General features: G+C 73.0%; 20 protein-coding genes. 12 read left to right on the plus strand and 8 right to left on the minus strand.

Going from position 1 to position 24,638, the window contains the following annotated elements; genetic code table 11:
• Positions 1–86 precede the first annotated feature (86 nt).
• The 6 genes from ABGB21_RS22325 to ABGB21_RS22350 all read left to right on the plus strand — a co-directional run bounded on the left by ABGB21_RS22325 (position 87) and on the right by ABGB21_RS22350 (position 6,107).
• Positions 87–1,292, plus strand: a complete 1,206-nt coding sequence (locus ABGB21_RS22325) for a substrate-binding domain-containing protein (RefSeq protein ID WP_347654231.1) — start codon at positions 87–89, stop codon at positions 1,290–1,292.
• Positions 1,293–1,296: 4 nt separating this feature from the next.
• Positions 1,297–2,040, plus strand: coding sequence for an ABC transporter ATP-binding protein (locus ABGB21_RS22330; protein WP_347654230.1), 744 nt, complete (start codon positions 1,297–1,299; stop codon positions 2,038–2,040).
• Positions 2,037–2,795 (plus strand): ATP-binding cassette domain-containing protein, encoded by a 759-nt coding sequence (locus tag ABGB21_RS22335; RefSeq protein WP_347654229.1) that lies wholly within the window; start codon positions 2,037–2,039, stop codon positions 2,793–2,795. Before ABGB21_RS22330 ends, ABGB21_RS22335 begins: the two co-directional genes overlap by 4 nt.
• Positions 2,792–3,682, plus strand: coding sequence for a branched-chain amino acid ABC transporter permease (locus tag ABGB21_RS22340; RefSeq protein ID WP_347654228.1), 891 nt, complete (start codon positions 2,792–2,794; stop codon positions 3,680–3,682). The genes ABGB21_RS22335 and ABGB21_RS22340 overlap by 4 nt, the downstream gene beginning before the upstream one ends.
• 200 nt (positions 3,683–3,882) lie before the next feature.
• Entirely contained in the window at positions 3,883–4,926 is a 1,044-nt protein-coding gene (locus tag ABGB21_RS22345) for a branched-chain amino acid ABC transporter permease (RefSeq protein WP_347679407.1), read from the plus strand.
• A gap of 179 nt (positions 4,927–5,105) precedes the next feature.
• Positions 5,106–6,107 (plus strand): type IV toxin-antitoxin system AbiEi family antitoxin domain-containing protein, encoded by a 1,002-nt coding sequence (locus ABGB21_RS22350; RefSeq protein WP_347654227.1) that lies wholly within the window; start codon positions 5,106–5,108, stop codon positions 6,105–6,107.
• A 76-nt stretch (positions 6,108–6,183) separates the two neighbouring features.
• Here the strand turns inward: ABGB21_RS22350 and ABGB21_RS22355 are convergent, their stop codons facing one another.
• Both ABGB21_RS22355 and ABGB21_RS22360 read right to left on the minus strand, forming a co-directional pair.
• The gene (locus ABGB21_RS22355; protein WP_347679360.1) at positions 6,184–9,000 is read right to left on the minus strand and encodes a hypothetical protein; all 2,817 of its coding nucleotides are present in this window, start codon (positions 8,998–9,000) and stop codon (positions 6,184–6,186) included.
• An 89-nt stretch (positions 9,001–9,089) separates the two neighbouring features.
• Positions 9,090–10,550, minus strand: coding sequence for a DHA2 family efflux MFS transporter permease subunit (locus ABGB21_RS22360; protein WP_347679362.1), 1,461 nt, complete (start codon positions 10,548–10,550; stop codon positions 9,090–9,092).
• A gap of 97 nt (positions 10,551–10,647) precedes the next feature.
• Between ABGB21_RS22360 and ABGB21_RS22365 the strand changes: the two genes are divergently transcribed.
• Positions 10,648–11,220 carry a TetR/AcrR family transcriptional regulator gene (locus tag ABGB21_RS22365; protein ID WP_347654224.1) on the plus strand — a complete coding sequence of 191 codons (573 nt, stop codon included), beginning with the start codon at positions 10,648–10,650 and terminating at the stop codon, positions 11,218–11,220.
• A gap of 88 nt (positions 11,221–11,308) precedes the next feature.
• Entirely contained in the window at positions 11,309–12,055 is a 747-nt protein-coding gene (locus tag ABGB21_RS22370; RefSeq protein WP_347679364.1) for an SDR family oxidoreductase, read from the plus strand.
• A gap of 84 nt (positions 12,056–12,139) precedes the next feature.
• Here ABGB21_RS22370 and ABGB21_RS22375 read toward each other — a convergent pair whose 3' ends face one another.
• The gene (locus ABGB21_RS22375) at positions 12,140–12,937 is read right to left on the minus strand and encodes a hypothetical protein (protein ID WP_347679366.1); all 798 of its coding nucleotides are present in this window, start codon (positions 12,935–12,937) and stop codon (positions 12,140–12,142) included.
• Between the two features lie 196 nt (positions 12,938–13,133).
• On the opposite strand from ABGB21_RS22375, the gene ABGB21_RS22380 reads away from it, so the two are divergent.
• Together ABGB21_RS22380 and ABGB21_RS22385 are read left to right on the plus strand one after the other, a co-directional pair.
• The gene (locus tag ABGB21_RS22380; RefSeq protein ID WP_347679368.1) at positions 13,134–14,996 is read left to right on the plus strand and encodes a BTAD domain-containing putative transcriptional regulator; all 1,863 of its coding nucleotides are present in this window, start codon (positions 13,134–13,136) and stop codon (positions 14,994–14,996) included.
• A gap of 34 nt (positions 14,997–15,030) precedes the next feature.
• Positions 15,031–17,196 carry a DEAD/DEAH box helicase gene (locus tag ABGB21_RS22385; protein ID WP_347679370.1) on the plus strand — a complete coding sequence of 722 codons (2,166 nt, stop codon included), beginning with the start codon at positions 15,031–15,033 and terminating at the stop codon, positions 17,194–17,196.
• A 25-nt stretch (positions 17,197–17,221) separates the two neighbouring features.
• Here the strand turns inward: ABGB21_RS22385 and ABGB21_RS22390 are convergent, their stop codons facing one another.
• Positions 17,222–18,178 (minus strand): NlpC/P60 family protein, encoded by a 957-nt coding sequence (locus ABGB21_RS22390; protein ID WP_347679372.1) that lies wholly within the window; start codon positions 18,176–18,178, stop codon positions 17,222–17,224.
• A 115-nt stretch (positions 18,179–18,293) separates the two neighbouring features.
• Between ABGB21_RS22390 and ABGB21_RS22395 the strand changes: the two genes are divergently transcribed.
• Positions 18,294–19,328, plus strand: coding sequence for a hypothetical protein (locus ABGB21_RS22395; protein WP_347679374.1), 1,035 nt, complete (start codon positions 18,294–18,296; stop codon positions 19,326–19,328).
• 18 nt (positions 19,329–19,346) lie between these two features.
• On the opposite strand, the gene ABGB21_RS22400 is transcribed toward ABGB21_RS22395, so the two are convergent.
• From ABGB21_RS22400 to ABGB21_RS22410, 3 genes are all read right to left on the minus strand, one after another.
• Positions 19,347–19,772, minus strand: coding sequence for a helix-turn-helix domain-containing protein (locus ABGB21_RS22400; protein WP_347654299.1), 426 nt, complete (start codon positions 19,770–19,772; stop codon positions 19,347–19,349).
• A 130-nt stretch (positions 19,773–19,902) separates the two neighbouring features.
• Positions 19,903–21,162 carry an SAM-dependent methyltransferase gene (locus ABGB21_RS22405; protein WP_347679376.1) on the minus strand — a complete coding sequence of 420 codons (1,260 nt, stop codon included), beginning with the start codon at positions 21,160–21,162 and terminating at the stop codon, positions 19,903–19,905.
• 185 nt (positions 21,163–21,347) lie between these two features.
• Positions 21,348–23,096 carry a DEAD/DEAH box helicase gene (locus ABGB21_RS22410; RefSeq protein WP_347679378.1) on the minus strand — a complete coding sequence of 583 codons (1,749 nt, stop codon included), beginning with the start codon at positions 23,094–23,096 and terminating at the stop codon, positions 21,348–21,350.
• Positions 23,097–23,559: 463 nt separating this feature from the next.
• Here ABGB21_RS22410 and ABGB21_RS22415 point away from each other — a divergent pair, with 463 nt between their 5' ends.
• On the plus strand, positions 23,560–24,309 hold the full coding sequence (locus ABGB21_RS22415) for a ferritin-like fold-containing protein (RefSeq protein WP_347654215.1): 750 nt from the start codon (positions 23,560–23,562) through the stop codon (positions 24,307–24,309).
• Positions 24,310–24,396: 87 nt separating this feature from the next.
• Here ABGB21_RS22415 and ABGB21_RS22420 read toward each other — a convergent pair whose 3' ends face one another.
• Positions 24,397–24,627, minus strand: a complete 231-nt coding sequence (locus ABGB21_RS22420) for a DUF3107 domain-containing protein (RefSeq protein ID WP_347654214.1) — start codon at positions 24,625–24,627, stop codon at positions 24,397–24,399.
• Positions 24,628–24,638: the final 11 nt, after the last annotated feature.

Here is a 24,638-nt window from a genome sequence, read left to right on the forward strand (position 1 = left end):
GGTTTCAGCCACATAGCCCGTGCGTGACGTCACTCCTACCGTGAGCCGACGATGCTTCTCCCAACTCCCCCTCATGTGGAGCGAAGATGACGGTCCGGACGACGCGGCGGGTGTTTGTCACCGCCACCACGCTGCTGGCCGCGGCGCTCGCCGCGACGGCCTGCGGCAGCCCGCAGGAGACCGCGACCGGAGGCGGCGACGGCACCGCCCCGGTCAAGGTAGGCCTGGTCTACTCCCAGTCGGGGGCGTTGGCCAGCTACGGCAAGCAGTACATCGAAGGCTTCCGTGCCGGTCTGGCGTACGCGACGGGTGGCACCAACAAGATCGGTGACCGTACCGTCGAGGTGACCGAGGTCGACGACGCGGGTGACCCGGCCAAGGCGGTCTCCGCCGCCAAAGACCTGATCGGCAAGGGATACAAGATCCTGGCCGGCTCGACCGCCTCCGGGGTGGCGCTGCAGGTCGCCCCGATCGCCGCCCAGAACAAGGTGCTCTTCATCTCCGGACCGGCCGCCACCGACGCCGCGACCGGGGTCAACAGGTACACCTTCCGGTCCGGGCGGCAGTCGTACCAGGACGTGCTGACCGCGAAGTCGTTCATCGGCGACGCCACCGGCAAGAAGGTCGTGGTCTTCGCCCAGGACAGCGCGTTCGGCAAGAGCAACGAGGACGCGGTCAAGGCGGTGATCGGCGGCGCCGGTGCCACCGTGACCAGCGTGCTCGCCCCGGCCAGCGCCACCGACTTCACCCCGTTCGCCAGCCAGCTCACCGCCGCCAAGCCGGACCTGCTCTTCGTCGCCTGGGCCGGCACCACCGCCCCGGCCATGTGGCAGACCCTGGACCAGCAGGGCGTGCTCGGCTCCACCACCGTGGTCACCGGGCTGGACATCCGCGCCTCCTGGCCGACCTTCGGCGCGGCCGGCACCAAGATCTCGTTCCTGTCGCACTTCTTCGACGGCGCCGCCGACAACCCGGCCGCGCAGGCGGCGAAGAAGGCGGTCCCCGGCGGCGTGCTGGACCTGTTCCACCCGGACGGTTTCACCGCCGCCCAGATGGTGGTCCGGGCGGCCCAGGAAGGCGGCGACGACGTCGACAAGATGGTCACCGCGCTCGAAGGCTGGAGCTTCGACGGGGTCAAGGGCAAGCTCACCGTACGCGCCGAGGATCACGCCCTGCTCCAGCCGATGTTCCAGGCGAAGCTCGCCGGCAGCGGTGACGCGATCACGGCGACGGCGCAGAAGGTGCTGACGCCGGAGGAGACCGCGCCGCCGGCCGTGGCGATGAAGGGCTGAGCAGGTGCTCGCCACCCGTGCCCTGACCTGGCGGATCGGTGAGGTCGCCATCGTCGACGGCGTCGACCTCGACCTGGCACCCGGGGAGTTCCTCGGCGTGATCGGGCCCAACGGCGCCGGCAAGACCTCACTGTTCAACCTGGTCTCCGGCCTGCGCCGGCCCACCGCCGGCCAGGTGCTGCTCAACGGTACGGACATCAGCGCCCTGCCGCCGTACCGGCGGGCCCGGCTCGGCCTCGGCCGGACCTTCCAGTCCTCGTCGGTCTTCGGCTCGCTCAGCGTGCGGGAGAACGTGCGGCTGGCCGTACAGGCGCACCGGGGTGGCTCGATGCGGCTGTGGCGGCGGGCGGCGGCCGACCGGGAGGTGGTCGCCGCCGCCGACGCGGCACTGGACCGGGTCGGGCTGGCCCACCGGGCGGAGGCCCTGGCCGGCACGCTCGCCCACGGGGAGAAACGGAAACTGGAGATCGCGCTGCTGCTGGCCGGCGAGCCGACGGTGATGCTGCTCGACGAACCGATGGCCGGGGTCAGCGCCGAGGACGTGCCGGAGCTGGTCGCGGTGATCCGGTCGCTGACCGGCGACAGCGGACGGGCGGTACTGATGGTGGAACACCACATGGACGTCATCCTCGGCCTGGCCGACCGGATCGCGGTGATGCACCACGGCGCGCTGCTCGCCTGCGACGTACCGGAGACGGTGATGGCGAACCCGGTCGTGCAGGAGGCGTACCTGGGGGAGGAGCTGTGACCGGGCCCGTCCTCACCGTCACCGACCTGTCGGTACGGATCGCCGGCCTGCACATCCTGCAGGGGGTCTCGTTCGACGTGGCGCGCAGCGGGGTGACCGTGCTGCTCGGCCGCAACGGGGTCGGCAAGACCACCACCCTGCGGGCGATCCTCGGCCTCACCCCACGCGGCGGTGAGGTACGCGGCACCGTCCGGACCGGCGACCGGGACCTCGGCGGCGAACCGACGCACCGGCTGGTCCGTGGCGGTCTCGGCTATGTGCCGGAGGACCGCTGTGTCTTCGCCGGCCTCACCGTCGCGGAGAACCTCCGGCTCGCCGAGCAGCGTTCCGGCACCCCCGCGTACGACCGGGTCTACGAACTGTTCCCGGAGCTGAAGCGGCGTGGCCGGCAGCGGGCCGGCTCGCTCTCCGGCGGACAGCAGCAGATGCTGGCGATCGGCCGGGTGCTGCTCAACACCAACCGGCTGCTGCTGGTCGACGAACCGACCAAGGGACTCGCCCCGAAGGTCGTCACCGAGGTCGCCGAGGTGCTGGAACGGGTCGCGGTCGCGGTACCGGTGCTGCTTGTCGAACAGAACCTGGCCGTGGTACGCCGGCTCGCCCGCGACGCGGTGGTGCTGGCCGCCGGCCGGGTCGCCTGGAGCGGTGCCGCCGACGACCTGCTGCGGGAGCCGGAGCTGACCAGGTCGCTGCTCGGCGTCGGCGTCGCCGGCGAGCACGCTGCCGGTGCCATCGGGAAGGCGGATTCGTTGTGAGCACCATCGTGTTGTTGACGCTGACCGGGCTCGGGTTGGCGGCACTGTACTTCCTGGTCGCCTCCGGACTCTCCCTGGTGTTCGGGCTCGCCGACGTCCTCAACTTCGCGCACGGGCTGTTCCTCTCCGTCGGGGCGTACGCCACCTGGTGGGCGGCGGGGAACCTGCCGGGTGCCGGCCCGTCCGGCCTCGGTTTTGTGCTCGCGGTCGCCTTCGGGGTGGTCGCCGGGGCGGTGGTCGGGATGGCCGTCGAACTGGTCATGATCCGGCCGCTCTACTCCCGCACCATCGAACAGGTGCTGGTCACCGTCGGCCTCTCGCTGGCCGGTGTCGCGCTGCTCCAGGCCACCTGGGGTGCCGATCCGCGCCCGTTCCCCCGCCCGGCGTGGACCCAGCAGGTGACCCCGGTGCTCGGCGCCAAGGTGCCGAATTCGGGCATCCTGCTCATCCTCGCGGCGCTGCTGGTGCTGGCCGCGCTGCTCGGCTTCCTCCGCTACACCCGGTACGGCCTGATCATCCGGGCCGGAGTGGAGAACCGGGAGATGGTGACCGCGCTCGGCATCGACGTACGCAAGGCGTTCACCCTGGTCTTCGCCATCGGCGGGGCCGCAGCGGCGCTGGCCGGGGCACTCGGCGGCGTCTACTTCGGATCGGTCTCGCCGAGCCAGGGCGGGTCACTGCTGATCTTCGCCTTCATCGTGGTGGTGATCGGCGGCATGGGTTCGGTCGTCGGATCGGCGTACGCGGCGGTCGCGGTCGGGCTGCTGCAGCAGTTCGTCAACTACTACGGCACCTCGGGTGCGGGGGACATCTGTGTGGTCGCGTTGCTCGCGATCGTGCTGCTGCTCCGCCCGCAGGGCATCGCGGGAAGGGCGGCGGCGGCATGACGGAGACAGGCACCTCGTCCGCCGGACCGGCTCCCGCGCCGGCCCCGGCCCCGGCTCCCGCGCAGGCTTCGGCCCCGGCTCCGGCGCAGGCTTCGGGCCCGGCTCCGGCTTCGGCGCAGGCTTCGGGCCCGACCTCGGCTTCGGCGTCAGCTCCGGCCGCTGGGGCGGCCCCGGCGGCCGGTCGGGGCTGGCGGCCCCTCCTGCGGACCTGGTCGCCCCTGCTGGTGCTGCTGGTCTTCGCGGTGCTGCCGTACTCGACGGTCTCCGTGCCGGGCATCTTCGACGGACCGCTCAACGCCCCCGGCACCCTGCAACTGCTCGCCATCTGCCTTGTTTTCGGCGGCCTCGCCGCCGGCTACGACCTGCTCTTCGGCCGCACCGGGATGCTCTCCTTCGGCCACGCCCTGTACTTCGCGGCCGGGGTCTACGGCACCGACATCCTGATCACGAAGGGCGGACTGCCGCTGTGGCAGGCGGCCCTGCTGACCCTCACCGGCGGCACCATCCTCGCCGCACTGCTCGGCGCGGTCGCGCTGCGTACCGCCGGCATCGCGTTCGCCATGGTGACCCTGGCGTTCGCCCAGGTGGGCGCGATCCTGGTGGCCCGGGACTTCGGCGGGCTGACCGGTGGCGAGGAAGGTCTGCCGCTGGACGTCTCCGGACTGCCGACGATGCTGGTCGGCGTCGCCAACACGGTCAACCTGTACTGGCTGGCGCTGGTGTACCTGGCGGTCGTGGTACTGGTGGTGCACCGGGTCGCCGGTTCGCCGGCCGGTCGGGTCCTCGCCGGCCTCCGCGACGACGAACGGCGGATCGGGGTGCTCGGGCTCGACCCGTACCGGTTCAAGCTGGTCGCGTTCACCCTCTCCGGCGGGCTGGCGGTCGGTGGCGGGGTGATCTACTGCCTGCTGGTCGGCGGTGCCTCACCACACGTCACCTCCTCCGAACTGACCCTGTCCCTGCTGGTCATGGTGGTACTGGGTGGACCGGGGACCCGCTGGGGTCCGGTGCTCGGCGGAGTGCTCTACATGTACCTGGACCACCGGCTCACCGCCTTCGGCTCCTCCTCCGCGGTGGACTCGCTGCCCGGCTTCCTGAGCGGGCCGCTCTCCCAGCCGCTTTTTGTCCTCGGCACCGTCTTCATCCTGGCGGTGTACTTCTTCCCGGGTGGGCTCGCCGGCCTCGCCGGTCGACTCGGCCCGCTGCGCGCGGCCCTCGGCGTCGGCCGCCGCCGTCCCGACTGACCCGGCCTCCTCGGTGATCACGTAATCGTCGGCCGGCTGGGGTAGGCCGGCGATTACGGGATCACTGCTTCGCTGATGTAACCAGGGGACGGGTCGGGCCTGTGCACAACCCGACCGGTTGTCCACAGGCCCGCGGCTTGGGGTGGCGGTGCCCACCGCCGTTCGGCACCCTCGGCCGCATGTCCGAGCAGCCCGCATCGCACCGCCCGGGTCGCGGCGATCCGGCCGGCCATCCCACCCTGCCCGAACTGCTCCGGCGGCAGCACGGAGTGCTCACCCGCCAGCAGGCGTACGCGGCCGGACTGACCAAGGCGCAGCTCGAACACCGGGTGCAGACCGGGCGGTGGCGGCGGCTGCCCGCCGGACGGGTCTTCGCCGTATTCACCGGACCGCCGACGCGTCCGGCGCTGCTCTGGGCGAGTCTGCTGCGTGCCGGCCGAGGTGCCGTACTCAGTCACCACACCGCCGCCGAGTTGCAGGGACTCGTCGACGATCCTTGGCCGGACGTCCACGTCACCGTGCCCGGAAACCGCCGGGTACACCGCCTGCCCGGGGTTGTCCTACACCTGCGTACGGGGATCGGGGCGGCCCGGCACCCGAGCCGGCTGCCGCCGCAGACCCGGGTCGAGGAGACGGTGCTCGACCTGACCCAGCAGGCCGGCACACTGGACGAGGCGATCGGCTGGCTGACCCGGGCGGTCGGCCGCCGGCTCAGCACGGCGGAGCGGATCGGCGCGGCGATGGACCGGCGGGCGAAGCTGCGCTGGCGGGCCGAACTGGGGGCGGCTCTGGCTGACGTGGCGGACGGCTGCCACTCACCACTGGAACTTCACTACCTCCGGGACGTCGAACGGGCCCATCATCTGCCGACCGGACATCGGCAGGCGGCTCGGGCCCGTCAGGGCGGCCACTGGTACGACGACGTGTACTACCTGGGCTACCGGACCCGGGTCGAACTCGACGGCCGGGTTGCGCACCCCGCCGATCGCCGGTGGCGGGACGCCCACCGGGACAACGCGGCGGCGGTACTGGGCGACACCACGCTGCGATACGGCTGGGCCGACGTGGTCGAGGCTCCGTGCGGCGTGGCGGCCCAGGTCGGGGCGGTGCTCCGCCGCAACGGCTGGGCCGGCCCACCGCGCCCGTGCGGTCCCGCCTGTACGGCGGCGTCCATCCCGTGATCACGTAATCGCCGGCCGGCTGGGGTAGGCCGGCGATTACGTGATCACTGCTTCGCTGGTTGAACGGCGGGGCCTGTCAGACCGGACGGCAGCGCTGGTCCGGGGAGACGCCGTCGAGCCCGCAGTGGAACACCTCGACCGGTGCGGTGGCCACGTCGGGCACCCGGGCCACCCGCAGCAACGAGATCCGTTTCGCCACCGGCTCGCCGGAGTCGGGGGCGAACCGGATCGGCCCGGCCACCCCCGGGAAACCCTGTGCCGCGTTCTGCCGCAGCACCTCGGTGTGCACCCCGATCGGATTGACCGCCCGGGGGTTCCAGCGCTGCCGGGGGTCGGCGTGCCGCAGCCGCGCCGCCAGGCCCTCCACCGCGCGGACCATCATGGTCGCCGCGTCGTACGCCAGGCTGACCCGCTCGCCGACCGGGGCGTTGACGCCGTCCCGGCAGCGTGGCACGTCGAGCAGACCGTCGGCCTGGATCCAGGTCAGGAAGCCGCCACGCACGTCGTCCCGACGATCCCGGGCGGCGTGCAGACTCGCACAGCTGGCCAGACCGGCCTTGGAGACGTACGTGACCGGAAGGTTGCCGGGGGCGCTGGCCCGGAGGCCGGGATTGGCCATGTACCGGTTGGCCGAGTCGTTGGCGACCAGGTGACGGGGCGGGTTGGCGCCACACTCCTTCAACGCCCGGAGGAACCCGTCGAACTCGGACCAGCGGCCGGTGAAGAGCAGCAGGCCGGAATATCCACAGTTGTCGGTCAACCGCTGTCCGGTGCGCCACTCCTCGGCCCGGGCGAGCCGGTCACCGAAGCGCTGCCGGAGCCCGGTCAGCATGGTGCCGACGTACAGGTCCTCGGTCAGGGAGCTGTACTCACCCGTGGTGTAGTACACCCGTGCCTCGTCGACCCGGAGCACCTGCCGGGCGTACTCGTCGATCATCGCCACCTGGTCCCGGTTGGGCGCGGAGATCTGCAGGTAGAGGTCGGAGTTGGCGTCCATACCGTCGGCCGAGAGGGTCGGCGCGATCGCCGGCAGGCCGATCCGGTTGAGTTCGCGCAGCGCGAGGGCGGTGCTGGTCCGGCTGTCCACCAGGCCGACCACGCCGAGCACCGTCGGGTCGTCCCGGGCGAGGTCGGCCAGCATCGCCACCGCACGTCCGGCGTGCCGCATCTGGTGGCCGCCGTTGGCGACCACGACCCGGAGCAGCGCCGCCCCGTCGGCACCGGCCGACTCCTGCAGCAGCGCGTACTGGGCGGTCGCCATCCCCTCCAGTTCCTCCCGCTCCGAGACGTACGACTCCTCGTCGGCCCGGGTCCGGTTGCCGGTGAGGGTGCCGAGGTAGACCAGAGTGAGGAAGGGCCGCCGCCGGTCGCTGCGTTCCCAGACCTGTTCGGCGGCGGTGTTCTGGGCGAAGATCCGTCGCTGGATCGCCCGGAGCCGGTCCTGTCCCGGGTCCCGGTTGAAGACGTGTCGGGCCGAGTCGCTGTAGCCGACACACTCGCCGTCGACCATCTCGACGGACACCGCGACCCCGGGTACGGCCGCCGGGTGGCAGTCCACCGACCACCGGCTGTCGACCCAGGTCACGGCGCCGGCGAGGAGCAGCAGGCTGATCGCGGCGGGCAGGAAGCGACGGGACCACCACGGCGGGGGCGGCGGGCTGAAGTGGTGCGTACCGCCCCGTGGCTCGGATCCGTCGCTCGGGTCGCCCAGCGCCAGCACGATGAGCCAGGCCCCGGCCCGGCGCAGCCGACGCGTCTCGGGCAGCACGTCGGCCCACTCGTCGTACGCCTCCTCCGCGTCGACCAGCGGATACGCCTCGGGCAGTTCGGCTGGTGCGGCGGTGGCCGCGACGAGGACCAGCAGCGGGTCGTTGCGTCCCGTCTCGTTGCGGACGTCGTTGACCAGGCGGACCAGGGTGTGCCCGGGGTCGCCGGGGCGCACCCCGTCGACCAGCAGGATCGGGTACGCGGTACGCCGCCAGCTTCCCGGTCGCCAGAACCGCCGCCGGTACGCCTGCCGCAGGTCCTCCAGGAAGGCGTGTACCAGCAGCTTGTGTACCTGGTCGGGTTGTTCGGCGTCCCGCCAGCCGGCGGTGAGCCGCTCGGCGAAACCGAGGAAGCTCACCGACTGCCGGGGCGCGAGATACTGCTGGCGCATGAACCACCGGTAGTGCGAACCGAGCAGCGGGACCCGTCCGGAGATCGCGACCCGGAAGACGATGCTCGGGATCGCGCGACGGACCAGCCAGAAGACGAACTGGTAGACGGTGGCGCCGGCGTCGTCGCCGCCGGCGGGTCCGCCGTCGGTCGTCTCGTCGGCGGGCCGCCGTCCACGTCGGTCGCGCAGCCGCCGGACCAGGTCGCGGCGGTGCTCGCCGGTGTCGGATTCGTCGGTCGGCGTCTGGTGCAGCAGCCAGTCGGCGAGCGGGTAGTGCCGGAACCGGAGGCGTTCACCGCCGAACGCCTCCAGGGACAGTTGCCGGTACACCTGACGCAGTGCGATCGCGAGGTCGGTTCCGGCGGTCGGCCCGCCGCCGGTCGGCGGGCTGTCGGCCGACGGTGGCGGGCCGCCGTCCCGGGTGGTGTGCGCGGGCTGCCGGGCGGTGGGGCTGGACCGCAGCGGCACGGGGTCGGGCTGCCGGGCCGAGCGGGCGGACGCCTCGAGGACGGCGTGCGGGATCCGGCGTCGTTGTCCCCGGCCCAGGATCCGGCGGAGCAGGCTGATCAGGTCGGGCGCGCCGTCGGCCCGGACCAGCCAGATCAGCGGCAGTTTGCGTTCGCCTCGCCGGGGTCGCCGGAGCAGGTCGGCGAGCAGGCCGAGGAATTCCGAGCCGCCCGACGGGAGTCGTTCCCGTCCGGAGGCGGACTGCTTCTGCTCCGTCAGCCCTCGCATCCCGCACCTCCGACTGTGACCCTGGGTCGTTTAAAGATGACCACAGTGTCGCGAGCGCGGACAAGGGGAGTTTTGACGTCAGCCGATCCTCACCGGGTGCGATGGGGACCGGGTAGCAGCAGGGCCAGGACAGCCCCGACGGCCACCACGAGCGCGCCGACGGCCACCGCCGGTCGCAGGCCGTCCACGAACGACGCCGGGGTGGTGTAGTCGCCCTGGCCGGCGAAGACCGAGGCGAGCACCGCCACCCCGACCGCGACGCCGAGCTCCCGGATGGTGTTGTACGTGCCGGAGGCGATGCCCTGGGCCTCGGACGGCACGCTGGCGAGCGTGGCGGTGCTCATCGGGGCGAAGGTCAGGCCCATGCCGACGCCGGCCAGGGCCAGCGGTACCGCGAGGGCGCCGTATCCGGCTTCGACGGTGCTGACCAGGGCGAGCCAACCGAGGGCGATCGCGAGCAGCATCTGCCCGGTGACGATCAGGACGCGTGGGCCGAGTCTGCCGACCACCAGGCCGGCCAGGGGTGCGACCAGCATCGGCGCCATGGTCCAGGGCATCGTCCGGATGCCGGCGGCGATGGGACTCAGCCCCTGTGCCACCTGGAAGTACTGCGCGAGCAGGAAGACCGAGCCGAACACGCCGAGCGAGAAGGTGAACGCCACCGCGTTGACCAGGCTGAATCCGCGCGAGCGGAACAGGTGTGGCGGCAACATCGGGGTCGGGGTGCGGTGCTCCCAGAGCACGAAGGCGGCCAGCAGGACAAGCCCACCGAGGATCGTGCCGGTCACGGCCGTGGACGTCCAACCGCGGTCCTCGCCGTTCACGACGCCCCAGATCAGCGCGAGCATGCCGGCGGCGGAGAGGACCAGTCCCAACGGGTCCAGCCGGCCGGCCGGCCCCCGGGATTCGCGCAGCACGGTGGTTACCAGCAGGACAGCCACCAGCCCGACCGGGACATTCAGCCAGAAGATCCAGCTCCAGTCCAGTCCCTCGGTCACCGCGCCGCCGACCAGCGGCCCGACCGCGACCCCGAGACCGCTGATTCCGCCCCAGATGCCCACGGCGGCGTTGCGCAGTCGGTCCGGCACGGCGGCGGCGAGCAGGGTGAGGGAGAGCGGCATGACGGCGGCTCCGGCCGCGCCCTGGACGGCCCGGGCCGCGGTGAGTATCCAGGGTTCGGTGGCCAGCGCGCAGGCGGCGGAGGCGATCGTGAACAGGGTGATGCCGGCCAGGAACAGCCGGCGTCGCCCGATCCGGTCGCCGAGTGCGGCGGCGGTGAGCAGCAGCGCCGCGAACGGCAGCGTGTAGCCGTTGACGAACCACTGCAGGTCGGTGAGGGACGCGCCGAGTTCGGTCCTGATCACCGGCAGCGCCGTGGTCACCACCAGGTTGTCGAGGGTGACCATGAACATCGGTACGCCGACCGCGGCGAGCACGGCGGCCAGTGGTCCGCTGCCGGACCGGCCGGTGGGTCCGGCCGGTGCCGACGGTGGGGCCGGACGGGGTCCGGCGGTGTCAGCCGGTTCGGTGGTGACCACGGATCGGCTCATCGGGACAGCTCCTTAGTTGTTATCGACTGATAACTTCACGGGAGCGAAAGTAGCTATCAACTGATAACATGTCAACCGACGGGCTGAAGGAGGCACGATGACCAGGACCCGGTTGACCGCCGCCGAACGAGGTGAGCAACTCGTGGAGGCCGCGGTACGGGCATTCGCCCGGGCCGGGTACGCCGGCACCAGCACCGACGACGTGGCCCGGTTGGCCGGCGTCTCCCAGCCGTACGTCATCCGGCTCTTCGGGTCGAAACAGCGGCTCTTCATCGCCGCCGTCGAGCACGCAACCGGCCGGATCGAGCAAATCTTCCGGGACGCGGCGTCGGAACGGGCCGACCTGGAAGCCCTGGGCGACGGCTACGATCGGCTACTCGCCGAACCCGACCTGCTCGCCATCCTGATGCACGGCTTCGCGGCCAGCGCCGATCCGGAGATCGGGGCCCGGGTCCGCGACCGTTTCGGCCGGATCTACACCCTGGTCCGCGAACTGACCGGCGCGGACCCCCGGCAGACCCGGGACTTCCTGGCCGCCGGAATGCTGCTCACCGTACTCGGTGCGATGCGGGTCACCGGCCCCGACGCGGTCACCCCGGACACCTGGGCGGCCGAACTTCTTGACACCTTCGACCGCCCCGGCGCCAAGTCGGGCGACCATGGCTGCTGAGCGCCGTCCCACCGCCCGTCCCCGAATTTGATCATCGCGCCCGCGGCTGGGCAGGATGTCCGGAAACGACCAGCACATGGGGGAACTGATGACGGAACGTCTGGCGGTGGTCAGCGGCGGCGCGACCGGGATCGGCGCGGCGATCGCGGCGGGCCTGGCCGAGGACGGGTACGACATCCTCGTCGTCGGCCGTCGGGCCGAACTGCTCAGGGAGACGGCGGACCGGATCGGGGCCGGATGTGGCCGACCGGACGCGGTCCGGGCGGTGGCGGCCGACCTGACGGATCCGGCACAGCTGGCTCCGGTCGTGGCGGCGGTCGGGGACCGGCAGGTCGACGTGGTGGTGAACAACGCCGGTGGCTACCTCGGCGGGGACGGATCCACCCTGGAGGGTGTCGCCGCGCAGTGGCGGGCGAACCTCGACAGCAACGTGCTCACCGCCGTACTCCTGACCGAGGCGCTGCGGCCGGCGCTGCGTCGACCGGGCGGACGGGTGATCCTGCTCAGCTCGATCGCCGCGCTGCGAGGCGGCGGTGGGCCGTACTCGGCGGCGAAGGCGGCACTGCACGGCTGGGCGTACGACCTGGCGCAGCAGCTCGGACCGGAGCAGATCACGGTCAACGTGGTGGCTCCCGGCTATGTCGTCGACACCGAGTTCTTCGGCGACCGGATGACCCCGGAGGGGCACCAGCGGCGGGTCGACGCCACCCTGGTCGGCCGGGCCGGTGAGCCGGCCGAGATCGCGGCGGCGGTCCGCTACCTGGCCGGCCCGTCCGCCGGCTACGTCACCGGACAGGTGCTCGGGGTCAACGGCGGCTCGGTCTTCGGCCGCTGACATCGCCTGGCCGGGGCATCCGCGCCGGCAACTGACCGGATCGGGCGGCGGCTCCCCGTGCAGCCGCCGCCCCCCACGTTCCGACTATGCGTTGAACATCTCGTACGCGGCCGCCGGCGCCGGCTGGGCCTCGTCGCCTTCCGGCGCGGTCAGTTTCGGCGCGTTGCCGTAGTCCTCGTACGTCACGACGTACGTGTACGCCTTCGCGTCGCCGGCGGCGGGCACCTCGAGGGTGAGCGAGGTCAGGTTGCCGTCGCCGTCGACGGTCGCGGTGAACGGAACCTGCTTCGCCGCCTCGCCGAGCGCAGTCATCTGGTCCGCCTCCAGGACTTCGGCCGCCTCACCCGAGGTGAGGTCGATGCTGCCGGAGTACTTTCCGGACCCCTGGTCCTCGACCGACGTCGCGGCCTGGATCAGCGGGCCGGTGTTGCCGATGTCCACGCCCTCGTAGCGCGGCACGCTCTCGCCGTCGTCGAGCTTGGCGCGGTCGATCGCCATCCACGTCTTCGGCAGTTTCGGCAGCCCGGTCAGGCCCTCCGTGTCGGAGAAGGTGATTTTGGACCACACGTCGTCGCCGATGACCAGGAATGCCACCTTGGTGGTGAAACCGTGCTCCGGGTCCTTGGTCGAGATCGCCAGCTCGGCCGCTTTCGCCGCCCCGTCCACCGAGCCGGTCAGTTCGCCGGTGCTGTCCTTGTGGGTGAAGCGGAACGGGCCCTCCGTGCCGTCCGGCACCGTGGCCAGCAGCTTCTCCTTGGCGGTCGGTTCGGCCAGCGGGTTCAGCTCGGAGCCGCACCCGACGAGCGCCGCCGCCGCGAGTGCCACGGCGAACAGACCGCCGGTCAGGCGTACGGCACGGGTCGCCCCGATGGTTCTGTTCATTGTCTTCCCTTCGAACGTCTGTGCTTCCGCAGGGAGATGCTGCCTGGACCTACTGTCGTCGTACTGCCGTTATGCTGCGGTCGGAATGCCGTGGCACTGCCGTCGGAATGCCGTGGCACTGCTGTCCGCCGCGGTGCGGCCGTGAGCGGCGGAGTTGAGTCCTGACGCAGGGTCCGGAAAGGTCGTCTGGTCGCCGATGGTGGGATTTGAGATCCTCGGCCCGCAGCGGGCCTGGTACGGCGACCAGGAGCTCGATCTGGGTCCCGGCAAGCAGCGGGCGGTTCTGGCCGTGTTGCTGCTGCACGTCGGACGGCCGGTGTCGACGGCGCGGATCGTGGACGCGGTCTGGGCCGGGGATCCGCCCGCGAACGGCCCCAACGTGGTGCAGAAGTACATCGCCGGGCTGCGCCGGATTCTGGAGCCGGAGCGTTCGCCGCGTACCCCGGCCCAGGTGCTCACTCTCACCGACGCCGGTTACCTGCTGCGGGTGCCGTTGGACGCGGTCGACGCGGCACGCTTCGAACGGTTGATCCGGCAGGCCCAGGCGGCCCGGGCGGACGGCCGGGTCGCCGAGGCGGTGGAGCTGCTGCGGACCGCGCTCGAACTCTGGCGGGGCGAGCCGTTCCCGGGCCTCGACACGCCGTTCTTCGAGGCCGCCCGCAACCGGTTGGTGGAGTTGCGTACGTCCGCCCTGGAGACCTGGTCGGAGTGGGGGCTGGAGCTGGGGCGCCACCAGGAGCTGGTCGCCGAGCTGAGCCGGCTGGTGGTGCGGTTCCCGGTCCGGGAACGGCTGCGCTACCTGCAGATGCTGGCGCTCTACCGGGACGGGCGGCAGGCCGAGGCGCTGGCCGCGTTCCGGGAGACCCGGTCACTGCTGCGCGACGAGTACGGCGTGGAGCCGGGTGAGCAGCTCCAGGAACTGCACCGGCGGATCCTGCGGTCCGATCCGGGTCTCACACTTCCCACCCCGGCCCCGGCCGCCACAGCCCCGGAACCGGATCCCGGGCTCGGGGCTGTGGCGGCCGGGCATGTGACGGCCGGGCACGTGACGGCCGGGCGTCCGGTTGCCGAGGGTGCGGCCGTCGCCGGTGGTTCGGAGGGTGCCGGTGGTTCGGAGGGCGCCGGGCCGACCGTGGCCGAGGCCCGGCCGGTGTACGTACCCGAGCAGCCGCCGTTCCCGACCGGCGCGGTGACGCCGGGCGGGTTGCCGGTGGAACTGGGCCCCGACCTGGGCGGTGTCTGGCGGCGGGACCGCGATCACCGGTCCCCGCTCTGGGTCAGCCACGTCGGCACCGGGTTGGGCGCCCTGATCGTGCTCGTCTCGTTCGGCGTCCTGACCTGGCTGGTGATGGCCGTCTTCGCGATCCGGCGACGCAGTTGGCCACTCGCCCTGTCGGCGGTCGGCTACCTGCTGGTCAGCCTGGTCTTCAGCGTCACCATGGGCAGCGGCGATCCGGACGAGCCGAAGCCGTTCGACTTCGTGATGATCGTCATCATGGCCGCCGGCTGGGTCGGTGGCGTGATCCACGTGGTTCTGCTCAACCGGGGCCTCCGGGCGGCGATGGGCGGCGGATGGGCCGGGAAACGCCACGACGGGGAGCGACGGCTGCGGCGGGAGCAGGCCAGGTATCTGCTCTACCACTACCCGGCGGCCCGGACCGAGCTGCGGATCGGCCGCCCGGACCTGCCCCGCCGCTTCGACGACGGCGGGCTGGTCGACCTGAACGCGGTTTCCGAGCAGATCGTGCTCCGGCTGCCCGGGCTCGCCGAGGCGCAGTGGCGGCGGGTTGTCGCGGACCGCGGCCTCCGCGGCCCGTACGGGTCGATGGAGGAACTCGTCTCCCGCTGTGCGCTTCCGCTGACCGCCACGGAACCGCTCCGGGAGATCCTGCTCTTCCTACCTCCCGTACCGGCGGCCGGGACGCCGTTCGACCTGCCGAACGTGCCGGTTCCCGGGCAGTCGGCCGGGCCGGTGTCCGGATGGTCGGCCGCCGTCCCGTTGCCCGAGCCGTCGCCGTACGCCCGGCCGGCAGTGGACGCACCGCCGCACGCGCGGTGAGTCGTCCGTCGGCATCCGCTGGTAGAAATGCCGGATGGGTGACGATCGGGCAGAGGTACGCGAGCGGGCCGAGGCGGTGCTGCGCCGGCTGGCCGGCGAGCGGGCGCGGCTGCGGGACGACCAGTGGCGGGCGATTGAGGCGCTGGTGGTCGACAAGCGGCGGGTGCTCTGCGTACAGCGCACCGGATGGGGCAAGTCGGCGGTCTACTTCGTGGCCACCGCCCTGCTCCGGCAGGTGTCGGGCGAGCCTGGAGCGGGCGAGCCCGGAGCGGGCGCGGCCCGGGAGACCGGGCCGACGGTGATCGTCTCGCCGCTGCTGGCGCTGATGCGCAACCAGGTCGAGGCGGCGGCCCGGGCCGGGATCCGGGCCCGCACGATCAACTCGGCGAACCTGGACGAATGGGACGAGATCGCCGCCGAGATCGCCGCCGGTACGGTCGACGTCCTGCTGATCAGCCCGGAACGGCTCAACAATCCGGACTTCCGGGACGGGGTGCTGCCCCGGCTCGCCGCCACCACCGGACTGCTGGTGGTCGACGAGGCACACTGCGTCTCCGACTGGGGGCACGACTTCCGGCCCGACTACCGCCGGCTGCGGACCTTCCTGGCCGGGCTGCCCGCCGGTACGCCGGTGCTGGCCACCACCGCCACCGCGAACGCCCGGGTCACCGAGGACGTGGCGGAGCAGCTCGGCGACGCCCTGGTGCTGCGGGGGCCACTCGACCGGGAGTCGCTGCGGCTGGCCGTACTGGAGTTGCCGAGCCCGGCGTACCGGCTCGGCTGGCTCGCCGACCACCTCGACCGGCTGCCCGGTTCGGGGATCATCTACACCCTCACCGTGGCGGCGGCCGGCGAGACCGCCGAGTTCCTCCGTACCCGTGGTTACACCGTCGCCGCGTACACCGGGCAGTCCGACGACGCGCAGCGGCGCGCGGCCGAACGGGACCTGCTGGACAACAAGCTGAAGGCGCTGGTCGCCACCTCCGCGCTCGGGATGGGGTTCGACAAGCCGGACCTGGGTTTTGTCGTGCACCTGGGCGCCCCGCCGTCGCCGATCGCCTACTACCAGCAGGTCGGGCGGGCCGGCCGGGCGGTCGGCGAGGCCGAGGTGCTGCTGCTGCCGGGCGCCGAGGACACCGCGATCTGGCGGTACTTCGCCTCGTTGGCGTTTCCGCCGGAGGAGCAGGTCAGGGCGGTGCTCGGGGTGCTGCGGCCGGACCGTCCGCTCTCGACCCCGGCGCTGGAGCCGATGGTGGACCTGCGTCGGGCCCGGCTGGAGCTGATGCTCAAGGTCCTCGACGTCGACGGCGCGGTCCGCCGGGTCCGGGGCGGCTGGCTGGCCACCGGCGAGCCGTGGCACTACGACGCCGGCCGGTTGCGTCGGGTCGCCGAGGCCCGCGCCGTCGAGCAGCGCTCGATGCTGGAGTACGCGGCCACCAGCGGTTGCCGGATGGAGTTCCTCCGCCGTTGCCTCGACGACCCGGGGGCGACCGCCTGTGGACGCTGCGACAGGTGCGTCGGCCCCCGGCATCCGGCCGAGGTGTCGGCGCCCGGGCTCGCGGCGGCGCAGGCGTTCCTGGGCCGCCCCGGGGTGGAGATACCGCCGAAGAAGCTCTGGCCGACCGGTCTGGAGGCGGTCGACGTACCGCTGCGGGGGCGGCTCGGTCCGGCCGAGCAGGCGCTGCCCGGGCGGGCTGTCGGACGCCTCTCCGACCTCGGCTGGGGTGCTCGGCTGCGGTCCCTGGTCGGCCCGGAGGGGGTCGACACCGACCTTCCGGAGGACCTGGCGGGCGCGGTGGTCGACGTGCTCAAGGTGTGGGCGCACGGTGACGACCGGTGGCCGGCCCGCCCGGTCGGGGTGGTGGCGGTCGGGTCGCGGCGTCGGCCACGGCTGGTCCGTACCCTGGCCGAACGGATCGCCACGGTGGGGCGACTGCCGCTGCTCGGCGAGGTCCCGGCCCGGTCCGGCGATCCGGACGGTGCCGGGCCGCGCGGCAACAGCGCCCAGCGGGTACGAGCCCTGCACGACGCCTTCACCCTGCCCGGGCCGATGGCGGCGGAACTCGCCGGCCTGACCGGCCCGGTCCTGCTGGTCGACGACCTGGTCGACTCGGGCTGGACGATGACGATGGCCGCCCGGCTGCTGCGTCAGGCCGGCGTGCCGGCCGTGCTGCCGTTCGTCCTCGCGGTCGCCGGCTGAGGCTCCGGATCCGGACCGGGTCCGCTCAGCCGGGTCGGCCGTAGCTGTGGACGGGCTGGTAGTCGACCCGGTCGATCCGGACGCGGCGGCCGGTCCCGGGCGCGTGGATGATCTTCCCGTGTCCGACGTAGATCGCCACGTGGTGCAGGTCACGGTAGTAGAAGACCAGGTCGCCGGGGATCCGGGCGGCCGGGCTGACCCGGGTCACCGCCCGCCACTGCCGGGCCGCGTTGTGCGGCAGGCGTATCCCGGCGGTCGCCCAGGCGGCCATGGTCAGACCCGAGCAGTCGTACCCGTCGGGGCCCTCGCCGCCCCACCGGTACCACGTGCCGAGCTGTGCGTACGCGAACCGTACGGCCTGGTTGGCGGCGCCCGGGGCGGAGGCGGCGGGCGGTGGTGCGGTCTCGGCGGGGCGGTCGTCGCCCCGCGGTGACCGGCCCAGCCGGGTCAGTTCGCTCTCGATCGCGAGCCGGCGGGCGGCGAGTTGACGCTCCTGACTCCGCTGCCGGGCGGCGAGTGTCCGCACCGTGTCGCGGGCGGCGGCCAGCCGGGCGTACGTCTCGGTGAGCCCCGTGACGACCCGCTGCCGCTCCCGGGTGAGCCGGTCCAGGATGATCAGCGGATCGACCAGGTCGTCCCGGTTCCGCATGCTGATCAGGGCACCCAGGAAGCCCAGCGAGCGGACGTCGCCGACCCGGTACGCCCGCGCCGCCAGCTGACTGATCTCGGCCCGGTGCGTGTCGACCGCACGCTGCAACTGCACCATCTCGGCGTGGATCGCCGCAGCCCGGGCCTGGGTCTCCCGCAGTTCCTCCCGCAGGTTGTTGTACTGCTCGACGACGATCTCCAACTGCTCCGCCGCGGTGCCGGGGCCCGGCTCGGCGGTCGGGTCGGCCCGGCCGGGGAGCGGGGCGAGCGCCAGCGCCACGGTCATCCCGGCGGCGAGCGCGGCGGCGCGACGTGGCCATGCGGTGGTCGGCACGATCTCTTCAACGATCGATGCCCGGCCGAGGCGACGTGGTGCCGGTCGGCGTCGCCCGGGGAGCCCGGGGTGACCGGCGGTCCAGGGGAGCTGACCAGCGGGTAACCTGCCCGGTATGAGCCAACAGCGGTCGGTCGATCGACGGACCCGGTCCGTCGGTTCCCCGCCGCGCGCCGACGCCGACAAGGTGGTCGGGTCGCGTGCCGACGCCGACGAGCCGGTCGGGTCGGCGGTACCCGACCGGGGCACGGTCCGCCTCGCGCTCACCATCGCCGGTCTGGTCCTCGCCCTGCTCGGCGGCTTCACCCTCGGTCGGCTGAACCCGGCCCCGGGCGCGACACCGGTCGGCGGCCCGGCCGCCGGTACGACGTCCGCCGACCACACCCACCCGCCGGGTACCGGCCCGCACGAGCACCCGACCGGCGCCGGCCCGGCCGGTGCCGCCGAGGCGGCCGGTCTGGCGGTCAGCGCCGCCGGCTTCACCCTGGTGCCGACGGGTACGTCGTTCACCGCCGGTCGCCGTACCGATTTCACCTTCCAGGTCCGGGGTGCGGACCGGCGGGTGGTGACCGACTTCGCGGTGGTGCACGAGAAGCCGCTGCACCTGATCGTGGTCCGTCGGGATCTCACCGGCTACCAGCACCTGCACCCGACGATGGGGCCGGACGGCACGTGGCGGGTGCCGCTCACCCTGGCCGAGCCGGGGATCTGGCGGGCGTACGCCGACTTCACCGCGCGGGACGGTGCCGGCGCCGAGGTGCCGGTGACGCTCGGCGTCGACCTGGTCGTCGCCGGGGCGTACACGCCACACCCGCTGCCGGGGCCAGCCCGGGAGGCGACCGTCGACGGGTTCACCGTGACGTACGAGGGGACCGGGCAGGTCGGGGCGAGCACACCACTGCTGTTCCGGGTCTTCGCCGACGGAAACCCGGTCACCGACCTGCAGCCCTACCTCGGCGCGTACGGGCACCTGGTGGCGTTGCGCGAGGGTGACCTGGGCTACCTGCACGTACACCCGGAGCCCGAGCTGGTCGGCGGGGCGGTGAAGTTCTGGCTGACCGTGCCGAGCCCGGGACGCTACCGCCTCTACCTCGACTTCCAGGTCGGGGGCGTGGTCCGGACCGCCGAGTTCACCGTCACCGTCGCCTGACGGCTGCCCGGCCGGCCCTCAGCCGGCCCGGCGGATCGGCCGGTGGGCGAGCTGGCGCAGGGTGTCCCGGATCAGCTTCTTCTCCTCGGCCGGTACGGCGGGATCGGCGAGCCGGGACATGATCATCCGTAGGTCGGCGTCGACCGGCGACTCGACCACGAGCCGGCGGGCAGCCGGCGGGCCCGGTTCGGCGTCGGGCAGTCCGAGGGCCCGGAACGCGGCACCGACCGGTACGCCCAGTGCGGCGCAGAAGCCACGGACCTTGGCCAGCTCCGGATAGTCCTGCCAGTCGCCGGCGAGCCACCGGAAGACGGTGGACCGGCCGACACCGGTGTGGGCGGCCAGCTCGCTGACGGTCCAGCCGCGGTCGCGTTTGGCGTCGTCGATGGCTCGGCGCACGAAGCGGGCGAAGGCCGCCTGCGGCGAGTCCTGAGTGGCACCAATACTCAGCGGAATCCCTTTCGCCCGGAGCGGGTGACTCTGCTGAGAGTAGTGCGACGTGAAGGTCGACAGTGCCGCCTGATTGACCCCATCCCGCCGGTACCCTCGGCCAGAACTGCCCTCCCGCCTCCGGCTACCGGGTGGCGTCGGACCCGCCGGCCGGCCGGTCGAACAGGGTCTTCAGACAGGGTGTGACCTGCCACTGTTCGACCAGTCCGGCGTACTCGGCCCGGTGTTGGTCGGTGGGCGCGGCCCCGGTGCGTCGGGCCCGCAGCAGCAGATTGCGCGGGGTGTGCCGGGAGTCGACGAACTCCACCACCTCGACCCGGTAGCCGTGCAGCCGGAGCAGGGCCGCCCGCAGCGCGTCGGTGAGTACGTCGGCGAAGCGTTCCCGCAGGATGCCGTGCCGGACCAGTGGCTCGTACGGCGTCGGAGCCGGGTTGGCCCGCAGTTGCGCGGCCAGGTCGTGGTGGCAGCAGGGGGCGGCGAGCACCCAGCGGGCCTCCCACCGGACCGCCCGGGCCAGCGCCTCGTCGGTGGCGGTGTCGCAGGCGTGCAGCGCGAGCACCAGATCGGGGGCCGGGTCGACCGTCGCGTCCAGGATGGTGCCGGCGACGAACCGGACCTGGTCGGCGCAGCCGAGCTGCTCGGCCAGCGCGGTGTTGCGGCGCCGTTGGTCCTCGCGGACGTCGACACCGACCACCTCGACGGCGACGCCCCGGCCGGTCAGGTACCGGTGGGCGGCGAAGGTCAGGTACGCGTTTCCGCAGCCCAGGTCGACGACCCGCAGTGGACCGGTCAGGTCGGCGGGCAGGGTGGCCGCCAACGCCCGCAGGAACGCGTCGACCTGACGCCGCTTCGCCGCGCTGGCGCCGATCGCGGCGAAGAACGGGTCGTCCGGGTCGAGCAGGTGTTCCCTGACCCGGTCGTGCCCGTTGACCGGCGCGACCGGGGCCGAATCGGCGCCGGCTGTCGCACCGGCGCCTGCTGTCGCACCGTCTCCGGCCGTCGTGCGGTGGTCGGGCTGCGGCCGGACCCCGGGGTGCGGGGCCGGGGCGCGGTGCAGTTGCGCCTCGCCGCGCTTGGTGACCCGTACCTGCAGGGTGGTGGTGGCCGTCTCGACGTGCCAGTTGCCGAACGGCTCGGCCAGCAGGGCGTCCACCGCCGCGTCCGCCTCCGGTCCGAAGGAGACGTTCCGGGTGTGGGGGCGGGCGCCGTCGTCGGTGACGATCTGCAGCCGGGGACCCGCCTTGAGCGCCACCGGGCGCAGTTCGGCGCGTACCACCGCCGGGGCCGTCCCACGGCGCCGCCCGGCGGCGACCGCGCGGGCCAGCCCGGGGTCGAGCAGCAGCGCCCGTACTTCGGCGAGCGCGCCGCCGAGATCCTGTGGCATCTCTCTCCACTTTCCGCCGGCGGCGTTGTCACGCCGGCCCGACCAGTCCCGCCGGCGGAGTCCGGGCCGCCGGTCGACCTCCGGCGGGGTCCGGGCGGACCCGGACCGGTCCGCCGGCCGGTTCGACAGAACCGCCGCCGGCGGGTGCCGGCGGCGGGTGTTGACGGGGGTACGAATCCGTCCGGTCAGTCCTCGGTGGACGGCTCGCCGCCCGGGGTCACGTCGCCGGTCTGGCCGGCACCGCCGGAGCCGGCCCGGCGGCGACGCCGCCGCCTCGGCTTGGCCGCCCCGTCGGTCGTCTCGACCATCGTGGAGGTGCCGCCCGCGCCGGTCTCCCGGCCGGGAGCGTCCGACGCGGTGTCCGTCGATGCGGCGCCTCCCGGCGCGGTGTTCTCCGGGGTCCCGGTGACGATCTCGCCCGCCCGGCGCCGCCGGCGCTGCCGGCGACGGGGCTCCTCCTGGCCGGTGGCCTCGGTCTCGGGCCCGGTCGGCCCGGTCGGACCGGTCTGGTCGGCTGTCGCGGAGTCCCGGCCACCGCGCCGTCGGCCGCGGGACCGGCCCGCGCCGCCGCCCTCGGTGCGGCCGGGGCCGCGCCGGCCACCGGCGCTCCGGGACCGGCCACCGAGGTCCTCCTCGACCTCGGCCGCCAGCCCGGCCCGGGTCCGCTCCGCGGACGGCAGGGTGCCCGGCGTGCCGGCCGGGATCTCCAGGTCGGTGTAGAGGTGCGCGGAGGTGTGGTACGTCTCCGGCGGCTCCGGCATGTCCAGCCCGAGGGTCTTGTCGATGATCCGCCAGCGGGGCATGTCGTCCCAGTCGACGAAGGTCACCGCGACACCGGTGGCGCCGGCCCGGCCGGTCCGGCCGATCCGGTGCGTGTAGGTGTCCTGGTCCTCCGGGCAGTCGTAGTTGATCACGTGGGTGACGCCGGTGACGTCGAGTCCGCGCGCCGCCACGTCGGTGGCGACCAGAATGTCGATTTTGCCGGCCCGGAACGCCCGCAGCGCCCGCTCCCGGGCGCCCTGGCCCAGGTCGCCGTGGACGGCGGCCACCGCGAACCCGCGGAAGTCGAGGTCCTCGGCCACCCGGTCGGCGGCACGCTTGGTCCGGGTGAAGATCATCGTGAGGCCCCGGCCCTCGGCCTGCATGATCCGGGCGACGATCTCGATCTTGTTCATCGAGTGGGTCCGGTAGACCAGTTGCCGGGTCAGCGGCGACGGCCCGGTCTCGGCGGTGTGCCCGGCGTGGATGGTCACCGGCTGCCGGAGGAACCGTCGGGACAGGGCCACGATCGGATCCGGCATGGTGGCCGAGAAGAGCATCGTCTGCCGGTCCTCCGGCAGCATCGCCAGGATCCGCTCGACGTCGTCGAGGAAGCCCAGGTCGAGCATCCGGTCCGCCTCGTCCAGGACGAGCGCCCGGACCCGGTCCAGCCGCAGCTGCTTCTGCTTTGCCAGGTCGAGCAGCCGGCCGGGCGTACCGACCAGGATCTCGACGCCCTTGCGCAACGCGTCGACCTGCGGCTCGTACGCCACGCCGCCGTAGATCGGCAGGACGCGTACGCCCCGGGTGCTACCGGCCGCCGCGAGATCCTTCGCGACCTGCAGACCCAGCTCCCGGGTCGGTACGACAACAAGCGCCTGCGGCAGCCCGTCGCCGCCCTCGGCCGGGGCGAAGACCCGCTCCAGCAGTGGTACGCCGAAGCCGAGGGTCTTGCCGGTGCCGGTCGGCGCCTGGCCGATGAGGTCGGAACCGCGCAGTGCGATCGGCAGGGCGTACTCCTGGATCGCGAAGGCCCGGGTGATGCCGACCGCGGCGAGTGCGGCCACGGTCTCCTCGCGCGCGCCCAGCTCCGCGAAGGTGGGAGCCTCGGGACGTACCGGCGCGTCGGCGGCCAGCGCTTCGCCGGCCGGGATGTTCTCGGTGTGATCGCTCATGTGGTTGTGGGGGTGCCCTCTCGTGGTGCGCCCCGTCTGTCCAAAGGGCGCGATGTCGGTAAATGGCGCGGGCCACACGGTCGACGGCGAATCGCCGAGGAAGAGACCGGGCCGCACGCGCGCCGCGAGGCAGAATTTCCGAGGAACGTCAGCGCCCGTTTCCGGGACGTCGGGCCCCCGTGGGCCGGCGGGTAAACCGTCGGTACCCGTGGAACTCTGCCGACCAGCGGAACTCTGCCGGCTGCGGCAACTGATCCATGCTACCTGAGCCCGGCATACGGCGTCTCCACTCCGCCCGGAACGCCGACGCGCGGGGTGGCCAGATGTGAGCTTGCTAACTCCGAAGTTGGAGACCGGAAGGGGCGCGACCGGTCGGAACGCCCGGTTTCCGCCGTGGATCGCCGAAGGAGCGGGTTGTCGTCATCCCACCCGCCCGCCGGTCCCCGGGCGGTAACCTGCGGGCGTGTCCGCCCCCGCAGAGCCCGTTCCCGCCGGCCCGTCCGCCGCCTCTCCCGCCCCGGTTCCGGCCGGTGTCGGGGACGGTCCGAGCCCCGGTGCCCGGCCCGGTCCCGTACCCCGGGCCGCGTTGGTGGACCTGCTCGGCCTGGTCGCGTACGGGGAACTGCTCGCCTTCGACCGGATGGCCGCGGACGCCCGACTGGCGCCCGACCTGACCCGGCGGGCCGTGCTCTGTGAGATGGCGGCGGTGGAGATCCAGAACTACCGGCGGCTCGCCGACCGGCTGACCGCACTCGGTGCCACCCCCGGCGAGGCGATGGCGCCGTTCGTGCCCGCGCTGCAGTCGTACCACGACTCGACCGAGCCGAAGGACTGGTGGGAGGCGCTGACCAAGGCGTACGTCGGAGACGGCATCGCGGACGACTTCTTCCGCGAGATGGCGGCCTTTCTCGACGAGCCGGACCGACGGCTGGTCCTCGACGTGCTGCACGACTCCCGTTACGACGAGTTCGCCGGCCGGGAGATCCGGCTGGCGATCGCGGCGGAACCGAAGCTGGCGAGCCGGCTCTCGATGTGGGCCCGGCGGCTGGTCGGGGAGGGCGTCTCGCAGGCCGTCCGGGTGGCCGGCGAGCGCAGTGCGCTGGCCGCGCTGATCGGCACCGACCCGGACGAGCAGACCGGTGTCCCGGCGCTGTTCAAACGGCTGACCGTGACGCACAGCGCCCGGATGACCGCGGTCGGTCTGAACAACTGAGCCGGCGGTCGGTACGGGACTTCCCGGACGTTGTCCGGCCACCCGTCGACGGCACGTTCGGCCGTCGCCGGGTACGGCGGGACAGGGTCAGCGGGCGACGAATCCGACGGCGCGCGGCGACGCCTCGGCGATCTCGACGTACGCCACCTTGTCGGTGGGGACGATGACCCGCCGGCCCTTCTCGTCAGTCAGTGACAGGGTGCCGCCGCCGTTGCTGCCGAGGGCGTCCGTCACGATCTGCTCGATCTCGGCCGGCGTCTGCGCGCTCTCCAGGACCAGCTCGCGGGGCGCGTACTGCACGCCGATCTTGACCTCCACAGGACCTCCTC

Source organism: Plantactinospora sp. B24E8, assembly GCF_039871735.1.
Classification (GTDB): domain Bacteria; phylum Actinomycetota; class Actinomycetes; order Mycobacteriales; family Micromonosporaceae; genus Plantactinospora.